Source organism: Paraburkholderia sediminicola, assembly GCF_046026675.1.
GTDB lineage: Bacteria > Pseudomonadota > Gammaproteobacteria > Burkholderiales > Burkholderiaceae > Paraburkholderia > Paraburkholderia sediminicola_F.
This window is the reverse complement of the sequence record NZ_JAQQEY010000002.1, coordinates 1,603,627-1,620,985: the sequence shown is the minus strand read 5'-3', so window position 1 is coordinate 1,620,985 and position 17,359 is coordinate 1,603,627. Positions and strand designations below refer to the sequence as shown.

General features: G+C 60.7%; 15 protein-coding genes. 6 read left to right on the top strand and 9 right to left on the bottom strand.

What is annotated here, in order from left to right; genetic code table 11:
• Nucleotides 1-18: 18 nt before the first annotated feature.
• Nucleotides 19-1,260 carry an ammonium transporter gene (locus PQQ86_RS26935; RefSeq protein WP_218869728.1) on the bottom strand — a complete coding sequence of 414 codons (1,242 nt, stop codon included), beginning with the start codon at nucleotides 1,258-1,260 and terminating at the stop codon, nucleotides 19-21.
• 528 nt (nucleotides 1,261-1,788) lie between these two features.
• Here PQQ86_RS26935 and PQQ86_RS26930 point away from each other — a divergent pair.
• From PQQ86_RS26930 to PQQ86_RS26915, 4 genes are all read left to right on the top strand, one after another.
• A complete protein-coding gene (locus PQQ86_RS26930; RefSeq protein WP_408273850.1) occupies nucleotides 1,789-2,505 on the top strand; it encodes a gluconate 2-dehydrogenase subunit 3 family protein in 717 nt (238 codons plus the stop codon).
• Nucleotides 2,505-4,283, top strand: coding sequence for a GMC family oxidoreductase (locus PQQ86_RS26925; protein ID WP_408273848.1), 1,779 nt, complete (start codon nucleotides 2,505-2,507; stop codon nucleotides 4,281-4,283). The genes PQQ86_RS26930 and PQQ86_RS26925 overlap by 1 nt, the downstream gene beginning before the upstream one ends.
• Nucleotides 4,280-5,647, top strand: a complete 1,368-nt coding sequence (locus tag PQQ86_RS26920) for a c-type cytochrome (protein WP_408273845.1) — start codon at nucleotides 4,280-4,282, stop codon at nucleotides 5,645-5,647. Before PQQ86_RS26925 ends, PQQ86_RS26920 begins: the two co-directional genes overlap by 4 nt.
• Nucleotides 5,648-5,824: 177 nt before the next feature.
• Nucleotides 5,825-7,018 (top strand): porin, encoded by a 1,194-nt coding sequence (locus PQQ86_RS26915; protein WP_408273839.1) that lies wholly within the window; start codon nucleotides 5,825-5,827, stop codon nucleotides 7,016-7,018.
• 40 nt (nucleotides 7,019-7,058) lie between these two features.
• On the opposite strand, the gene PQQ86_RS26910 is transcribed toward PQQ86_RS26915, so the two are convergent.
• The 7 genes from PQQ86_RS26910 to PQQ86_RS26880 form a co-directional block, all read right to left on the bottom strand.
• Nucleotides 7,059-7,916 (bottom strand): helix-turn-helix domain-containing protein, encoded by an 858-nt coding sequence (locus PQQ86_RS26910; RefSeq protein ID WP_408273836.1) that lies wholly within the window; start codon nucleotides 7,914-7,916, stop codon nucleotides 7,059-7,061.
• A gap of 142 nt (nucleotides 7,917-8,058) precedes the next feature.
• Nucleotides 8,059-8,607, bottom strand: a complete 549-nt coding sequence (locus PQQ86_RS26905; protein WP_408273833.1) for a carboxymuconolactone decarboxylase family protein — start codon at nucleotides 8,605-8,607, stop codon at nucleotides 8,059-8,061.
• A gap of 195 nt (nucleotides 8,608-8,802) precedes the next feature.
• Entirely contained in the window at nucleotides 8,803-10,023 is a 1,221-nt protein-coding gene (locus PQQ86_RS26900) for a porin (RefSeq protein ID WP_408273831.1), read from the bottom strand.
• A gap of 80 nt (nucleotides 10,024-10,103) precedes the next feature.
• Nucleotides 10,104-10,652, bottom strand: a complete 549-nt coding sequence (locus PQQ86_RS26895; RefSeq protein ID WP_408273828.1) for a hypothetical protein — start codon at nucleotides 10,650-10,652, stop codon at nucleotides 10,104-10,106.
• 86 nt (nucleotides 10,653-10,738) lie between these two features.
• Nucleotides 10,739-12,082, bottom strand: a complete 1,344-nt coding sequence (locus tag PQQ86_RS26890) for an MFS transporter (protein ID WP_408273825.1) — start codon at nucleotides 12,080-12,082, stop codon at nucleotides 10,739-10,741.
• A gap of 114 nt (nucleotides 12,083-12,196) precedes the next feature.
• Nucleotides 12,197-12,556: a protocatechuate 3,4-dioxygenase gene (locus PQQ86_RS26885; RefSeq protein WP_408273823.1), complete on the bottom strand. Its 360-nt coding sequence runs from the start codon at nucleotides 12,554-12,556 to the stop codon at nucleotides 12,197-12,199.
• Nucleotides 12,553-13,398 (bottom strand): gallate dioxygenase, encoded by an 846-nt coding sequence (locus PQQ86_RS26880; RefSeq protein WP_093637918.1) that lies wholly within the window; start codon nucleotides 13,396-13,398, stop codon nucleotides 12,553-12,555. Before PQQ86_RS26880 ends, PQQ86_RS26885 begins: the two co-directional genes overlap by 4 nt.
• Nucleotides 13,399-13,865: 467 nt before the next feature.
• On the opposite strand from PQQ86_RS26880, the gene PQQ86_RS26875 reads away from it, so the two are divergent.
• Nucleotides 13,866-15,119, top strand: a complete 1,254-nt coding sequence (locus PQQ86_RS26875) for a LysR family transcriptional regulator (RefSeq protein WP_408273815.1) — start codon at nucleotides 13,866-13,868, stop codon at nucleotides 15,117-15,119.
• A gap of 52 nt (nucleotides 15,120-15,171) precedes the next feature.
• A complete protein-coding gene (locus PQQ86_RS26870) occupies nucleotides 15,172-15,528 on the top strand; it encodes a hypothetical protein (protein ID WP_408273812.1) in 357 nt (118 codons plus the stop codon).
• 364 nt (nucleotides 15,529-15,892) lie between these two features.
• Here PQQ86_RS26870 and PQQ86_RS26865 read toward each other — a convergent pair whose 3' ends face one another.
• Nucleotides 15,893-17,020 (bottom strand): porin, encoded by a 1,128-nt coding sequence (locus PQQ86_RS26865; RefSeq protein ID WP_408273810.1) that lies wholly within the window; start codon nucleotides 17,018-17,020, stop codon nucleotides 15,893-15,895.
• Between the last annotated feature and the right edge of the window lie 339 nt (nucleotides 17,021-17,359).

The following is a 17,359-nucleotide window of genomic DNA, read 5'->3' as shown; positions in this document are numbered from 1 at the left end:
ACAGAGGCGACCATGGGCTTACGCGTCCAGATAAGCCACTTCGCCATGCAACTCGGTATCGAGCCCGTGCTGCGCCGCGGCTTCACCCACTTTAACGGGTGTCACGCGGTTGATCAGCCACAACATGCCCCACGTGAACACGAACGCCCAGACGCCGGACACGCATACCGCCACGCATTGCTTGACGAAGAAAGCGCCGCCACCTAACAGCAGGCCATCCGCGCCATTCGGATTCCACGCCTTCGACGCGAACACGCCGAGCAGAACGGTACCGACGAGGCCTCCCACGCCATGCACGCCCCACACGTCGAGCGCGTCGTCGAGGCCGAGCCGGTTTTTCAGCGCAACAGCGTAATAGCAGATCACACCAGCGGAGATTCCGATTATCGCGGCTGTGCTCAACGACACATAGCCGGCCGCGGGCGTGATGGTCGCGAGGCCGGCGACCGAACCGGTCAGCAGGCCGATGAATTTCGGCTGCCGTGCGTTGGCCCATTCGATCAGCAGCCACGTGATAGCAGCGAACGAAGCAGCGACATCGGTGTTCAGGAAAGACGAAGCCGTGATAGCGTCGACGCGTAACTCGGAGCCGGCGTTAAAGCCGTACCAGCCGAACCACAGCAGACCCGTGCCGAGCGCGATCAAGGGCACGTTGTGCGGCTTGTGGGTGAGGGTCTGACGGCGCCCCACGTACAACACCGATGCTAGCGCGGCGAAGCCGGCGGTGTTGTGGACCACAATGCCCCCCGCGTAATCGAGCACGCCCCACTTCGCGAACAGTCCATCCGGACTCCAGACCATGTGCACGAACGGGAAATACACCAGCACCAGCCAGCCGGTGAGGAACAGGAAGTACGCTTTGAACGTCACGCGGTTGGTGAACGCACCTGTAATCAGCGCCGGCGTGATGATCGCGAACATCATCTGATAGGCGACGTGGACCACCAGCGGAATGCCCGCGTCGTTGCCCGTGTACATGGTTTGCAGCGTAATCCCGCGCAGGAACGCATAGTAGGTCGGGTCGCCAATGATGCCGTGCCAGCTTGGGCCGAAGCACATCGAGTAGCCAAACGCGAACCACAGCACGGTTGTCCATGCGAGCGAGATGAAGCTCTGCATCATGATCGCCAGCACGTTCTTGCGTTCGACGAGGCCGCCGTAGAAAAACGCGAGACCCGGCGTCATCAGCATGACGAGGCTCGCGCACAGCAGCATGAAAGCGGTGTTGCCGACGTTAATCGGCATGGTTGCGGAAAGCACAGCTTGTCTCCTTGATGGTCGTCGTGATGTGCGCCTCCGGCGGCGCGAGGCACAGGCGTCGAAAAGAGCCCTTCAGCGCGGAATTTCTTTCAATTTGTAGGCTTCATCTGTTTTCGCGCGTTTGCGGCAGGCGAAAAGTATTCTCGCGCCGAGGCCGGCGCAATACGGCTGGAAGATATAGCGGGATTCACGTGACCCGTATGGCCGTCTCAGGCCCGGCTGGCGACCGCTTGCCGTTGTCAGCGTGCTGTAAGCGCGGGTAAACCACGTCCACACGAACGGCCGCTCACAGCCATTGCCGGAGCAAAAGCGTCTCTTTTTCGCGTCAACTTCTCAGCGCTCCGCGCGGCAAAACACTTATGATTTGAAAGACATATTTCTTTCAAGAGGAGATTTAATCACTTCATGAAACAGCTTATTGTAAAAAAGTAGAGACACTTTGGAACCGGTTCCATTTACTATGGCGCCCAAATCCGACGACCGTCCGTGCGCACCACGGCGCGCTCCCATCTCGCGATAAAGAACAATATGGCTCAATCTCCTCTTACCTCCCGCCGCGGCTTCTTACGCACGGCTGTTGCGCTGGTTCCCGCCGGGACCCTCGCCGGTTGTGAAGTCAAGCAATCCGCCACGACCGCTCAAGGCGCGAGCGGCGCCGCCTCTGGCGCCGACTACAAGCCGCATTTCTTCGACGCGAAGGAATGGGCATTCATCCACGCGGCGGTCGATCGTCTGATTCCATCGGACAGCGAAGGCCCGGGCGCGGTCGAAGCCGGCGTGCCCGAGTTCATCGACCGGCAGATGGACACGCCATATGCGCACGGCGCGCTCTGGTACATGCAGGGCCCGTTCACGCAAGGCGCGCCGGAACTCGGCTACCAGTTGAAGCTCGTGCCGCGCGATCTGTACCGGCTCGGCATCGCGGCGGTCAACGCCTACTGCACGAAGACCTACTCGCATCCATTCGACGCCCTCGACGCGCCCACGCGCGACACCGTGCTCACCGCCCTCGAGAAAGGCTCGATCGACCTCGCGGACGTACCTGCCGGCGTCTTCTTCGGCCAGCTGCTGCAAAACACCCGCGAAGGCTATTTCTGCGACCCGATCCACGGCGGCAATCGCGACATGGGTGGCTGGAAGATGATCGGCTTCCCCGGCGCGCGCGCCGATTTCATGGACTTCGTCAACCAGAACGGCCAGGCCTATCCGTATGGCCCCGTGTCGATTGAAGGAAAGCGCACCTGATGACTACACAAACCAAACCGCACGTCGACGCGGTCGTCATCGGCTTCGGCTGGACCGGTGCGATCCTCGCGAAGGAACTCACCGAGGCCGGCCTCAAAGTGGTCGCGCTCGAACGCGGCGAGTATCGCGACACCTATCCGGACGGCGCGTATCCGAACACGATCGATGAGCTGACCTACAACGTCCGCAAGAAGCTGTTCCTCGATCTCTCCAAGACCACCGTATCGATCCGTCACAACGTCGGCGAAACCGCCCTGCCTTATCGGCAGCTTGCTGCGTTTCTGCCGGGTGAAGGCGTCGGCGGCGCCGGCTTGCATTGGTCAGGCGTGCATTTCCGCATCACGCCGGAAGAGTTGAGTCTGAAGAGCCACTATGAAGAACGCTATGGCAAGCGCTTCATTCCGGACGGGATGACGATTCAGGATTACGGCGTCAGCTACGACGAACTCGAACCGCATTTCGATTTCGCCGAAAAAGTGTTCGGCACCTCGGGCCAGGCCTACAAGGTCAACGGCAAGGTAGTCGGCGACGGTAACGTGTTCGACGCGCCGCGCAGCAACAACTTCCCGCTCCCCCCACAGTTGAACACGTACTCGGCCGAGCGCTTCGGCAAGGCCGCGCGCGAACTCGGATTGCACCCGTACCGCCTGCCTTCCGCGAATACGTCGGGTCCGTACACGAACCCGTACGGCGTACAGATGGGACCGTGCAACTTCTGCGGATTCTGCAGCGGCTACGCGTGCTACATGTACTCGAAGGCATCGCCGAATCTGAACATCCTGCCGGCGCTGAAGCAGTCGCCGAATTTCGAACTGCGCTCGCGTTGCCACGTGCTGCGCGTCGAACTCGACGATACGAAAAAGCGCGCCAAGGGTGTGACGTACGTGGATCCGGCGGGCAACGAAGTTTTTCAGCCTGCGGATCTCGTGATCGTCGCGGCATTCCAGTATCACAACGTTCACCTGCTTCTGCTCTCGGGCATCGGCAAGCCGTATGACCCGATCTCGGGCGAAGGCGTGGTTGGCCGCAATTTCGCGTATCAGAACCTCTCGACGATCACCGCGTTCTTCGACAAGGACACCTTCACCAATCCGTTCATCGGCGCGGGCGGCAACGGCGTCGCCGTGGACGACTTCAATGCCGACAACTTCGATCACGGTCCGCTCGGCTTTGTCGGCGGCTCGCCGTTGTGGGTGAATCAGGCCGGCACCAAACCGATCAGCGGCATCGCGACACCGGCCGGCACGCCCAACTGGGGCGTGGACTGGAAGAAGTCGGTAAAGGACCACTACGCGCACACGATTTCGATGGACGCGCACGGCTCCAACATGTCGTACCGCGACGTGTTCCTCGACCTCGATCCGACCTATCGCGATTCATACGGCCAGCCGTTGTTGCGCATGACCTTCGACTGGAAGGACAACGACATCAAGATGGCGCAATACGTGACCGGGCAGATGCACAAGATCGCGCAGCAGATGGGGCCGAAGTCCATCGGCGTCTATACGCGTGAATTCGGCGCGCACTTCGATTCGCGCCGCTATCAGACGACTCACCTCGTCGGTGGCGCGATTATGGGCACCGATCCGAAGACGAGCGTGTTGAACCGCTACCTGCAAAGCTGGGACGTGCATAACGTGTTCGTGATGGGCGCGTCGGCGTTCCCGCAAGGCATCGGCTACAACCCGACCGGCCTCGTCGCGGCGCTCGCCTACTGGTCGGCGCGCGCGATCCGCGAGCAGTATCTGAAGAACCCCGGCCCGCTGGTGAGCGTATGAAGAAAAACATCGATATGAAACGCCTGGGTCAGGCATTCAGACGCGTGCGCGCAGCGTCGTTCTGCGTGGCGGCTACGTTGTCCGTTCCGCTCGCCGCGCAAGCCGCTACGCCGCCAACTCAATCCGATGCGGCGTTGATCGCGCACGGCGAATACCTCGCGCGTGGGGGTGACTGCATTGCTTGTCACACCGCGCAATCGGGCAAGCCCTTCGCGGGGGCCCTGAAGTTCGACACGCCGATCGGCGCGATCTACTCGACCAACATCACGCCCGATCGCAACACCGGCATCGGCTCATGGACCTTCGCACAGTTCGATCGCGCGGTGCGCGCAGGTGTACGGCCGAATGGCGACACGCTGTATCCGGCGATGCCATACCCCTCGTATGCTCGTCTGAGCGATGACGACATGCACGCGCTGTATGCGTACTTCACGCAAGGCGTCGCGCCGGTGAACCAGGCGAACCGTGCGGTCGATATCGTCTGGCCGCTGTCGATGCGCTGGCCACTCGGCATCTGGCGTTATCTGTTCGCACCTGATCCTGTGGCGTTCAATTCGAAGCACTACGCCGATCCGGTGGTGGCACGCGGTGCATACCTCGTGCAGGGCCTCGGCCACTGCGGCGCCTGCCACACGCCGCGTGCGGTGACGATGCAGGAACGCGCGCTGAGCGATCTCGACGGCGCCGAGTTTCTCGCGGGCGGCGCGGCGATTGACGGCTGGGTCCCGTCGAGCCTGCGCGCTAATCCACGCACCGGCATCGGCGCGTGGAGCGAGGCCGATATCGTGCAATTCCTGAAGACCGGACGCACGCAGCACAGCGCGGCATTCGGCGGCATGACCGACGTCGTGCAGCACAGCATGCAGCACATGAACGACGCCGATCTGACCGCGATCGCACGCTACCTGAAGACGCTGCCCTCGACCGATCCGAAGGAAACGCCGTACGTGTACAACGATACGGCAGCTCGCGCCCTGCGTACCGGCGACGCCACAGCGCCAGGTGCAGCCGTGTACCGCGACAACTGCACTGCCTGCCATCGCAGCGACGGTCGTGGTTATACGCGCGTGTTCCCGGCACTGAGCGGCAATCCGGTCGTGCAGGGCAAGGACGCGACTTCGCTGATTCATGTGCTGCTGACCGGCAACACGCTTGAAGGCACGAAGACCGCGCCGTCCTCGTTCACGATGCCCGCCTTCGGCTGGCGCCTGAACGATCAGGAAGTCGCTGACGTCACGAACTTCGTGCGCAACAGTTGGGGCAACACCGGTTCGACGGTCAGCGCGGCGGACGTCGCCAAGGTTCGCAAAACGGTCACGGTGCATGCGCCCGAAATGCCACCTGGTGCGGCACTAAGCCACTGATATCGCGCCCTTGCAACCCGCCCGCAGTCAGGGCGAGTAACAAGGGCCGCGCAAGCCGCTTCCCCCGCTTCACGCGATCTGCTCCGTTGGTCAGGAGCGGACTGCGTGCGTGCGGAAAAAAGAGAGATCGCCGTACAGGCGACTTGAGATAGACGATCCAACCGAGCTATAACCACGATGAAAAAGCAATTGATTGCTGCACCCCTGCTGTTGTCCTTCGCAGGTATCGCGTTCGCGCAGAGTTCCGTCACGCTGTACGGCATCGTTGATGCGGGTATCAGCTATCGCAGCAACGAGCGCACCGGCTCAGTCGGCGCTTACACGGGACACTCGAACGTCGCGTTGACGAGCGGCAACCTCTCCGGCAGCCGCTTCGGCATCAAGGGCCAGGAGGACCTCGGCGGCGGCTGGAACGCGCTGTTCCTGCTCGAAGACGGCTTCGACATCACCAACGGCAAGACCGGCCAGAACGGCGGCTTGTTCGGCCGTCAGGCGTTCGTCGGCATCGGCAGCCAGCAATACGGCACGGTCACGCTCGGCCGCCAGTACACCTCGCTGAACGATTTCGTCGCCCCCGTTGCGCCGGTCGCGATGGTCGGCGGCTACGGCGCGCATCCGGGCGATATCGACGATCTCGATCAGACCGCGCGCGTCAACAACTCGGTCAAGTACACAAGCGCGAACTACTCGGGTTTTACGTTCGGCGCGTTGTATGGATTCGGCGGTCAACCGGGCAGCCTGAAACAGCAGAATACGTGGAGCGTGGGCGCGGGGTACGGCAACGGCCCGCTGCATGTAGGCGTCGGCTACGAGCGTTCGGATAACAGCAAGACCGGGCCGAAAGACTCGACGGTCGGCAAATGGAACGGCACCGACGACGGCCTGTTCAATTCGTCGATCAATGAAGGCTACGCCAGCGCGCAATCGCAACAGATCATCGGCGCGGGCGCTACCTACAATTTTGGCCCGGCCATCCTCGGTGTGAACTACAGCAACGTGCAGTACCGCTCGGGAGCCGATTCGTTGTTCAACGGGCACGCGACGTTCAATATCGCAGGCGTGTTCGGACAGTGGACGATCCGCCCGGCCGTGCAACTATTCGCGGGCTACAGCTACACGCGCGGCGGCGAAGTGGAAGGTGTGGATGAGCGCGCGCAATATCACAACGTGACGCTCGGCGCGCAGTACAACCTCTCGAAGCGTTCGACCGTCTATCTGATGGGCGGCTATCAGCACGCGTCCGGTGTCACGCTGGATGCGCTCGGCAATCCGGTCGCGGCGACCGCGTCGGTCAGCGACAAGGGCAACAGCCACTCGTCGGACACGCAGTCGCAGGCTATTGTGAGCATTGGCTTGCGGCACCGGTTCTGATGAGGTGAAGCGGCAGTAGCGATTCGCTTGCCTCTGCCGCTCAGTGCTGTTGCTGGGTCGCGTCGATCATCTCAAGATGATGCGCTTCTGTCTCGTCGTCTGCGGGGAACATGCATTCGATACGCAGCTCCTGTGCCGCGACGGCTTGCGGCGTGCCCACGGTTGCGACCATTGAAAAGTAGTTCAGGACCTTGCCGTCCTTGACGAAGCCGATGGGGATCACCGGCATGGCCGCAGCAGCGGCCCCGGTTTCCACGGTGCGCTGAGAAGACTTCATATCAGCCTTCACATCCGGATACGCACGCAGCGCGGCAAGCAACTCGTGCGTCTGTTCATCGACCACGCGACCAACCGACTCCCGATAGACACGCTGAATCAGGCTATTCGACACCGTTTGCCAATCGGCAACGAACGGACGCATCCCATCCGGATCGAAAATCAGATGCAGCATGTTGCGCGGCCCCTTGCGCGCAGCCATATCGATGAAGCAATTAAAAAAACGCGGCGCAGATTCGTTGGTCATCAGCACGTTCCAGTAGCGGTCCATGACGAGCGCGGGAAACGGCTCGTGCTGGCGCAACATTCGCCCGAGTGCTTTCGTGACGCTCTGCATTTCCTGTGCGTTCCAGGCGCCATCGGCATACATCGGCGCATAGCCCGCTGCCAATAGCAACGTGTTGCGTTCGCGCAGAGGAATGTCGAGCGTCTGAGCGATATCCAACAGCATCTGCCGGCTCGGCACGCTGCGTCCGCTTTCGATAAAACTGATGTGACGCTGCGAGACACCCGCGTTGAACGACAGGTCCAACTGGCTGATGCCGCGCATGTCTCTCCAGTGACGCAACAACGCGCCGAGTTCATTCGGCGGCGTCTTCCTTTCGGGATTCGCAGGATTCATCGGTCTCTCGTCCGCAAGTCGATACAAATCAGGTTCGGTGATCGATGGCGCTGGAGCAGCGTGCATGTCCGGCGCCAACCGGCCGTTCGAACCGCGCCGGTCAGCATACTCCCAGTTGCGGACCGGCCCTTCCAGACGTGGCTTACGCGGTCCAGACATATTCCTGGAACGGCGCTTCGAGCGGCGGCTTAGTGATGTTGCCGGCGTAGTTCGTGATTGTGGAAGCAGCCAGCACCGTGAGGACTTCAAGCACCTGGTCCCGACGGAAGCCGGCTTCGAGAAATGAGTTCACGTCATTGTCACCCAGGTGTCCGCGCTTCTCGATCGCTGTTTTCGTCAAGGTCGACAACGCGGCATGCTTGCGATCGGCAGGTGCTCGGCCATCGCGAATCGCTTCGACATCGGCGGGTGAAAGGCCCTCTTTCAGCGCGAGCGCGGTGTGAAACGCAACTGCCCATGAACACGCGTTGGTCACTGCGTTAGTCAGCAATAGAGTCTGTATCTGCGCTTCCGAGAAAGTACCCGCATGAACCTTCTGGAAGATACCGATAAAGCCGCCAATCAGCACCGGCGATTCAGCCATCGCCCCCGCGATGTTGGGGATAAGACCGAAGTTCTGCTCGAGTTGCCGAAGCACTGGCCTGGATTGTTCGGGTGCGGATTCAATCGTGTGAATGTGAAACGTCGACATGGTGTGTCCTCGATCGTAAGCGCCGCTCGGGATGAGTTGCGCGATGACCGAAGATTAGGCGTGAGCGTGCGGCTCGCCAATTACCTCGGATGTAATAGGTTTGGGTAACCGGCACGCGACCATGCAAGCGTTCACGAAAAGCAGAAAGGCCGGGTCTGAACTGACCCCGGCCTTTCTCACCGTAAAAACTACCAATCAGAACCGGTGAATAATGCCCACACCCACCGCCAACTGACTGCCTGAGGAAGACGGCGTACTGTTATACCCATCGCCGAGTGTCGCCGTGGCGTCGATGATCTGCCCGGCGCCGTTGGCGCCCAGCGTCTTGCCCTTCGCCTTCTGATAAGCCTCCAACGCATACAAACCCGTGCGCTTGGACAATGCGTAGTACTCGGAGAGATTGAACTGGTGATATTGCGCACTGTCCTGAATGCCGTTCGCGCGTGTAGCACGGGTATAGCTGTACCCCGTGGCAAAATCCCACGCAACGGCCGGTTTCCAATGCAAGACGGTACCAGCCGTATTGAAGATCGCCGTATCGTGGAACTTCGAGCCGCTGCCCGGAATGTACTGGACGTTCGAATAGGTCGCCGTGATATCCCACGCGCCGTTGAACTTATAGCCGCCACCCACCGCGAAACGCTGTTGCGCCTGCGCGGTCTGGTAGCCGTTCGTCAACGCGGATACGCCGATTTGCGAGCCGCCGTTCGTGGTGGTCGAATCCGAGCCCCATGAGCCGCCGCCCGCGGTCGAGTTATTGATTCGCGAGAAGCCGACTGCGAGGCCGACCGGCCCCATCGCATACTGGACCCCGGTCGCCCAGGTCGAGCCCTGATTCGTGCTGCCCGCCACGCCGCCCAGCGAATACGAGCCGCTCACGGTCAGGCCATAGAGCTTCGGCGACGTGTACTCCAGCGTGTTGTTCGCACGGTAGATCGTGTCGAGGCCGTCGATATCGCCAGGATGCGCGCCGTAGTACCCGGTGATCCAGGTGGTCGGGCTATACGGTGAGAGCATCTGGTAGTACGAAGCGTATTGGCGGCCCGCCGTGAAGGTACCGTACGCCGGATTGGTCACGCCGACCCATGCCTGGCGCCCGAACATCGCGTTGGTGTATTGCTGGGCACCGGTTGCCGAATTGAAGCCGGACTCGAGCTGGAAGATCGCCTTTGTGTTGCCACCCAGGTCTTCCGCGCCCTTCAGGCCGAAGCGGCTGCCCGCAAATACACCTTGCGCCATTTTGACGGCCGATTTTCCTCCGCTAGTGGAGCCGAGCGACGTCAGATTGTTCGTATAGGAGAAGCCGTTGTCGACGATACCGTATAACGTGACGCTGTTTTGCGCGAAAGCCGGCACGGAAGCCGCGATCGCTGCTCCCAACAGCGCAACGTCTACTCGTCTGATACTTTTATTCATGCTGCAGATCTCCAAATCACACGTGTTGTTGAAATTGTCTTAATCGGCATTGACGCTCGAGGTTCGCCAAACACTTTGTTCTATCGGCCTTGCGGTTGCAGCAGTCGCTTTACCGTCAAGGCCAAGGGGACCGTGAAGAAGATATGGGACATGAAGCCACCAATGATCACCGCCGGGTCGTAGTAGTTCGGATGGTTGTCGGAGGCGATCATGATCGCCACATGCATCGCGATCCACGCGAAAACCGCGTAAAACAGCGCCACGAAAGTGGCTTCGTATCCGCGTCGGCGAAAGTAAGGCCAGATTGCCGCGAACAAAACGCCCCAAGCCGACGCGAACACGAAGTGAATGCCCGTGCCGACGATATAAGCCCATACCCCGATTGATTCCTGCACCTGCTTGCCGAACACCAGCCCCGTCGCGTTGCGTGGAATGCCCGCCAACGGCATCAAGTGCTGCGCCCCTACCCAGATGAGCGCTTCGTAAATCCAGATGATCACGGCGCCGACCAATCCGCCGATCACACCCGCGCGAATCATGGCCATACGGTTCGGCCATTCCGTCACATTCGCCGTCTCACCCTTGTTGATCCCATTTCCACTTCCGCTCACGCTCAAATCGCCACTCATGTCTGCTCTCCTTCGATAATTTCTGGTAAGGGATGCCGTGCGCACAGCAGCCAACACGCCGCTGCGTGGGCTCGCTGCAAACGCGTTCAAGCGTCAGCCACGGGACTGGTGATAAAGCGCAGCGCGAGACGGTTCATGACAATCGCCACAGCAGCGATCAGCGCAGGCACAGCGAGTACCGCGAATACGGTTTCGAAACTGAATCCCAGCGACAGCAAAGCGCCACCCACAAGCGAACCGAGAATGCCGCCGAGCCGGCCGAACCCAAGCATCCAGCTCACGCCGGTTGCACGGGCACGTGTCGGATAACAGCTCGGGGCAAGCGCATTGAGACCGGTCTGTGCGCCGCTCATGAAAAAACCGGCACAGGTAACGAGAACCGGCAGCAGGTTCGATTTGAGCGTGCCCATACCCAGCGCGAAGATGAACACGCCGCCGAGCAGATACGCCGCACCGATCACCGCATTGCGATCCATGCGGTCCATCGCGAAGCCGACCGCGACGGCACCCACGGTGCCGCCCAACTGGAACATGCCGGTGATCGCAGCGGCACGCTCGACCGGCAAGCCGGCGTCCTTGATCAACGTGGGCAGCCAGCCAGTGAGCAGATAGATGATCAGCAGGCCCATGAAGTACGTGAGCCACAGCATCAGCGTGCTGAACGCGTAGCCGTCCGCGAACAGCATCCGCACCGGCGCCTTCGCAGCGACCACAGGTTCGGGCGCGGTGAAGCGCACGTCTTTCCCGAAGACATGTCCGCAAACGCGGCCAAGCGTTGCTGAGATGCGCTCGGTCGACATCTTGCGCACCAGCATCAAACGTGCGGACTCAGGCAGCAGCCACAACAGCACGGGAATACTGAGGATCGGCAAGATACCGCCGAACATGAACACCGCGCGCCAGCCGAAGTGCGGAATCAGCGAAGCCGCCACGAATCCGCCGGCCCCCGAACCGAAGTTGAAGCCGGTGAACATGATCGTGAGCAACAGCGAGCGACTGCGCGACGGCACGTATTCGGAGAGCAGCGTGGTCGAGTTCGGCATCGCGGCGCCGAGGCCCAGGCCCGTCAGAAAGCGCAGCGCAACGAGTTCCACGGGTGAGTCGGCGAATGCGCACGTCAGGCTGAAGAAACCGAAGCAAAGCACGGAGGCAATCAACACTTTCTTGCGCCCGATGCGATCGGAAATCGGCCCTGCAGCCAGCGCGCCGATTGCAAGGCCCACCATCGCGGCGCTCATCACGGGACCGAAGGCGGCCCGGCTGACATTCCAGTCATGCATGATGACGGGCGCGACAAAGCCCATCACGGCCGTGTCCAGCCCGTCCATCATGACGATCAGAAAACATAGAACGAGCACCAGCCATTGGTACGCCGACATCTTGCGTGCGTCGATAAACGCCTTGATGTCGACTGAGTCTGCAGATTTCATGCGTGTCTCCGGAGAAAACAGTTTCCCGCCCCGGCGTTCTGTCAAAGCCGGGGTCTTCTTGGTATTGAAATGAAAAAGCCGCTAAAAAAAGATGCGGCGCAGGGTCAAGTAGCCTTAGACGGCTTCCGGCACCCTGCGCGTTTTCAGAAACGCCTCGAGTGTTTCGCCTCGCATGCTGGCGTACATGCCCAGGTTCGTAATCTTCACTACGCGTGCGAATTTCTCGAGCACGAAGAAACACACGCCATATCGAATCAGTCCAATCCAATCCGTGTTGTCAACGAGCGCGCGCTCCTCCGCCGTCAGGCTGACCGCGTCGTATGCAGCGGTCCGGTTCTCCAGCCACAGCGTGCGAGCCGGCGCTTCGCGCATCTGCCAGAAGAACCGATTCAGGCGCATCGCTTTCATGCTCTGGCGGATGTCGAACGGATAGGTGCCCGTCAATTCCTCGATACCGATCAGTTGCGGGTTCATTGCGTCACCTCCTCTTCGTAGAGGGTCACGGCCATCGCGGTGCTCGTCGCAAGGTAATAGCTGCGATGCAGTTCCCGTACCTTCGGCCCGAGCGCGCCGCGCATCGCGAGCCACATGATTGTCTCCACGCTCTCCGCGCCACCAAGGCGCACATAGTCGACATGCTTCATCGCGGCGAGACGTTGCGGCTCATGCACGATCAGATCGAGGAACTCGATGTCCCAATCGGTGTTGTTGAAGCCACTTCGCTCGCCGTGGACCTGGTGCGACAACCCGCCGGTGCCGACCACCACGACATCCAGATCCTGCTCGAACGACTCAATCGCCCGGCGCAGCGCCTGACCGAGACGGTAGCAGCGGTTCGCGGTGGGCAGCGGATATTGCAGCACGTTGACTTCCATCGGCACGAGCGACATCGGCCAGCCGCCGTCGTGAGGCAACATCAGCGAAAGCGGGGAATTGCATCCGTGATCGAGTGCACGGTCCTGGAAAATCGTCAGATCGAACTCGTCGTTGACGAGCTGCTCCGCAATGTGAATCGCCAGATCGGGATGACCGGCAATGTCCGGCAGCGGGCGCTTGCCTGCGCCCTCGTCCGCGAACTCGTGATTGGCCGATACACCTAGCGCGAAAGTCGGATAGCAATCGAAGAAGAAGCTGTTCGCGTGGTCGTTGTAGAACATCACCATCACGTCCGGCTTGCGCTCGGCGAGCCAATCGGCCACCGGTTCGTAGCCTTTGAACAGCGGCGCCCACGCGGGATCGTTCTGCTTGCCCTTGTCGTACGCCATGCCGATAGTGGGCACATGCGACGTGCCGATTCCACCAATGATCCTTGCCATATCCCGTTGTCTTCCGTTACTTCGTGCCGCGCGTGATCAAATACTAATCGGATGGGTCGCCGCTACCGGGCGGCAGCCCTTGCAACCATCCTGATGGTGCAACCATAAGGATCATGCAGGCTTGCCGAAAGTACGGGTAAACCACATTCGCACCGGTTAAATTGCTCGCAAGCGCCCTGATTGCCAGTGGGCGGCAGACGGATAAACACTGAAAGCCCCACCGGATATGGGGTTCGGGCTATCGCTGGCGGGCGTGCCGAGTCCCGCTCCACCCTCCTGACTATTCACATGCGATAAACAAAACAGATGCCCGGGAAACGAAGTCGCAAGCCGTCTGGCAAGCGTGGTATGAGACTTGATGCGTCGCTATACTTGATGGCCTCGAATGAGCAGACACCCATGAACCAGATCACCCAGCACATGATCGCGGACGCGTTGAATATCCGCCAGCCAGAACGCCGCCATCCGTGAGCAGCAAAGAACTCCTCAACCTGGCGCAACTGCGCGCATTTCGACTCGTTGCCGAAATGGGTAGCGCCACGCGTGCGGCAGCGGCTCTATTTCGCGCTCAGTCCGCTGTGACGCGTTCGGTGCAGGAACTGGAGTCGGCCCTCGGTGAGCCCCTCTTCGATCGCGGCCCCTCCGGCATGCTGCCGACGCCCGTGGGCCGCGCTGTGCTGCAGCGGTGCGAGCGGATCTTCGCCGAACTGGAGGAACTCGCGCAGTGGTGCTCGGCGAGGCAGGCACGCCGGCGGCCGACCGCAGAAGGCGCGCTGCCGGCCTATCTGCTCAATACCCGGCGGCTTCAGCTATTCATCGCATTGGCGCGTCATCGGCATATGCCGAGCGCGGCAAAGACCTTTGGTATCAGTCAGCCGGCCGTGAGCACCGCGATCCGGGTGCTGGAAAGCGGCTCCGGTTTGAGTTTGTTCCATCGCAGCCCGCGCGGCATCCTGCTCACCACGGAGGGCGAAACGTTTCTGCTTCATGTGCGCCGCGCATTGAACGAATTGCGGCATGTGCCCGACGATATCGCCGCCTTGCACGGCAAGATTCAGGGTGCGGTGACGGTGGGCGCATTACCGCTCGGGCGCACATTGCTTCTGCCCAAGGCGATTGCGCGGATGACCGTGCAGCATCCGGGCGTGAGAGTCGTCACTGACGAAAGCGCCTATGAGGCGCTGGTCGCCGGCCTGCGCGCGGGCGATATCGACTTCATTCTCGGCGCGCTGCGCGATAACGACGCCAGCAGCGGTCTGAAGAACGAGCGTCTGATGTCGGAAGATATGGTCGTTCTGGTGCGCCGCGATCACGCACTGACTCGCGCTCGCGATCTGACCATCATGGATTTGCGCGACGCGCAGTGGATCGTGCCGCGCAGCAATGCGCCGGCTCGCGCCCTGTTTGAAGCGCAATTCAAACGAATGAAAGTGAAGCCACCCATGCCCACGGTCGAGACAGCAGACCTTGCGGTGATTCGTGGGCTGCTGCTCGGCACGGACATGGTCGCGGCGTTATCGGGCCAGCAACTGCACTACGAGGTTCAATCTGGTCAACTGGCGGTGCTCGACGTGCAGTTGCACAACACCCGGCGCGACATAGGACTGACCATGCGGGCAGCCGGCACGCCCTCGCCTGCGGCACGCGCGTTGATCGACGCGATCCGGCTCTCGGTTGTCGATGTCACGCGGACGATCAGCATCGCCGCAAACCAGCTTTAACGCGGCAAAGTCACTGGAAACTGGAATTCAGAATTACAAAGATCGCCAGAATATGCTGCTGTTGCCTTGGTCGAATAGTGACGATCAAGACAACGGAAGCAATATGAAAAGCCAACCTTTTTTGTTAGCACTATTCGCCGTCGCCGCGTTCTGGGCTGCCGATAGCCAGGCCGTGCAGCCGAATTACGCCTATTCGACAACGGTGCGCCTTTCCGACGGCAAAACGCTGAGCTGTGCTGTGAATGAGCCCCTGACCGCTGTGCGCGACGCCAGTACCACGCTCACCCGACGCGAAACGACGGAAGCAGACGTATTGGCGACTCAGCGCCTGCGCCTGCTCAGCGGCCCCACGTCCGCGTATCCGTCCCCGTACACTGCGCCGAACGTCACGTGCGGGGCCGTCGGTTGACGTGGAGTGGAGTGGCGTGACGGGGTGCGTGCGGCTCATTCGGTACGATGCGGAACATCGTCCGGGAAAGGATAAGGGGTGTGAGGCCCTGGCCATTCCGCCGCCGGTGGACCGCTTAGCGCATTGCATCCGGCGAGACCTGCGAGAAAGCTGCACGTGAGTAAAGCGGCGCAAATGCACCGCACTGCTGCTCGACCGTTCATCGCACACCTCCTCGCATCTACCGCATACGCTACTTCTTGGACCTTCGGTCGGCGTGGCAGGTTGCACATGGCGAGCCCCAAAAAAAACGGCGGGCGGATAAGTCCGCCGCCGCTAGCAGGAGCATATCGATGAACGGTTCAGAGCGAATCTGATTCCTGGATCAGAAGCGAGTGCGCACGCCCGAAGTCAGTTCGAGCTGATTGGTCGCGCCGAACGTGGTTCCGACTGTGTAGCCGCCATGCAGTCTCATGTAGTCGCCAGCCAGATACACTTCAGTACGCTTGGACAGGTGATAGAACGCGGACCAGTACAGCGTTTCCTTGTAACCGTTGTGGAGACCCGACGTCGGATCGAAAGCGCCGATGTTCGCGTTCGGGATGTCGCCGTCACTGTTGTAAGCGGCGTTCTTCACGCGCATCTGCTGATAACCTAGTTCGTAGTCGAACGGCCCCTTCGGCGACAGCTTGAGCGATACCGTAAAGGCGTTGTCCTGACGCTGGCCGAGCCCGCCCTGATTGCCCAGGTAACGGAAGTAACCCGCATTGGCGCGCAGAATACCGAACGTGTAGTTGCCACCCACCGAGAACGTCTGATTGGTAAAGCCGACGCGATTCGCGTGGCTATAGAAGCCCGACAGGTTGAACGGGCCGCCGTTGTACCCGAGCGCTGCCTGGTAGTTGGCGTTGGAGCCGAAACTCGTCGAGTTGCCGAATGCGTAACCTGCGCTGGCGAAAATGCCGTTGTCGAACAGTTTCTTCCATGCCACGCCATTGTTATAACGTGTGCCGGTTGCGCTGGCCGCGTAGAAAATCATCTGCTTGAAATTATTCGCGTTCGTCCAGCCGCCTTCTTCCGTCGTCAGACTCGCGGTGCCGTACGGATCGCCATAAATCGTCGATGCGTCGCGTGCGATCGTGTTCTGGAACCCTGCCGTAATCTTGCCGAATGCGTCGTTCTGGATGCCCACCCATGCGTCGCGGTCGAAGATCTGGCCCGGATCTTCCATCTGGCCGTTGGCGACAACGTATTCGCTTTCAAGCCGGAAAATGATCTTCGAACCGGCACCGATATCTTCCGCGCCCTTCAGGCCCCAGCGGCTGCCGCTGAACCACGGTTCGCCGCCGATACCCATGCCGATCACGTGATCGCCGTTCGCATTCGCGTGCGACTGATAGGTCGGTACGCTCAGATCCATCAGGCCATAGAGCTGAACACTCGATTGGGCGTGCGCGCCGGTTGCTGCAAAAGCGCCTGCCGTAGCGGCCAAAGCCAGATACTTTTTCTTCACGATCGTCTCCTCTGATTACAACATTGAAATTTTCGTTCTCGCCGACTGCGGTGACTGCCGTCCAGAGATCCGGACAACAGCCCCGATCAGTCGATGAGCGCAATCCTAGTTTTCTCAATCCTTCACGCCGCTTTCCCGCATCACCGGCACAACTAAGTGAATTCACCGATATACGTCGCCAATTCGGGCGTTCGCTGCGCGGTATCGATGCTGCGCAGGAGCTGCCGACCCCTTTTCAGCGTTGCAGGCCGTTCGGAGAAAAAAAACGGCACGCTACTGGCGTCGAACTCGATCACCGGGCGTCTTTGGAGACAACGGGATTCATCAGGCAAAACGGTG

What these genes read in the sequence shown, in the direction of transcription:
- PQQ86_RS26920 (WP_408273845.1), top strand. Translation starts at nt 4,280, where the DNA reads ATGAAGAAAAACATCGATATGAAACGCCTGGGTCAGGCATTCAGACGC.
- PQQ86_RS26885 (WP_408273823.1), bottom strand. Translation starts at nt 12,556, where the DNA reads ATGAACCCGCAACTGATCGGTATCGAGGAATTGACGGGCACCTATCCG.
- PQQ86_RS26890 (WP_408273825.1), bottom strand. Translation starts at nt 12,082, where the DNA reads ATGAAATCTGCAGACTCAGTCGACATCAAGGCGTTTATCGACGCACGC.
- PQQ86_RS26905 (WP_408273833.1), bottom strand. Translation starts at nt 8,607, where the DNA reads ATGTCGACGTTTCACATTCACACGATTGAATCCGCACCCGAACAATCC.
- PQQ86_RS26910 (WP_408273836.1), bottom strand. Translation starts at nt 7,916, where the DNA reads ATGAATCCTGCGAATCCCGAAAGGAAGACGCCGCCGAATGAACTCGGC.
- PQQ86_RS26895 (WP_408273828.1), bottom strand. Translation starts at nt 10,652, where the DNA reads ATGAGTGGCGATTTGAGCGTGAGCGGAAGTGGAAATGGGATCAACAAG.
- PQQ86_RS26925 (WP_408273848.1), top strand. Translation starts at nt 2,505, where the DNA reads ATGACTACACAAACCAAACCGCACGTCGACGCGGTCGTCATCGGCTTC.
- PQQ86_RS26870 (WP_408273812.1), top strand. Translation starts at nt 15,172, where the DNA reads ATGCTGCTGTTGCCTTGGTCGAATAGTGACGATCAAGACAACGGAAGC.
- PQQ86_RS26880 (WP_093637918.1), bottom strand. Translation starts at nt 13,398, where the DNA reads ATGGCAAGGATCATTGGTGGAATCGGCACGTCGCATGTGCCCACTATC.
- PQQ86_RS26915 (WP_408273839.1), top strand. Translation starts at nt 5,825, where the DNA reads ATGAAAAAGCAATTGATTGCTGCACCCCTGCTGTTGTCCTTCGCAGGT.
- PQQ86_RS26930 (WP_408273850.1), top strand. Translation starts at nt 1,789, where the DNA reads ATGGCTCAATCTCCTCTTACCTCCCGCCGCGGCTTCTTACGCACGGCT.
- PQQ86_RS26900 (WP_408273831.1), bottom strand. Translation starts at nt 10,023, where the DNA reads ATGAATAAAAGTATCAGACGAGTAGACGTTGCGCTGTTGGGAGCAGCG.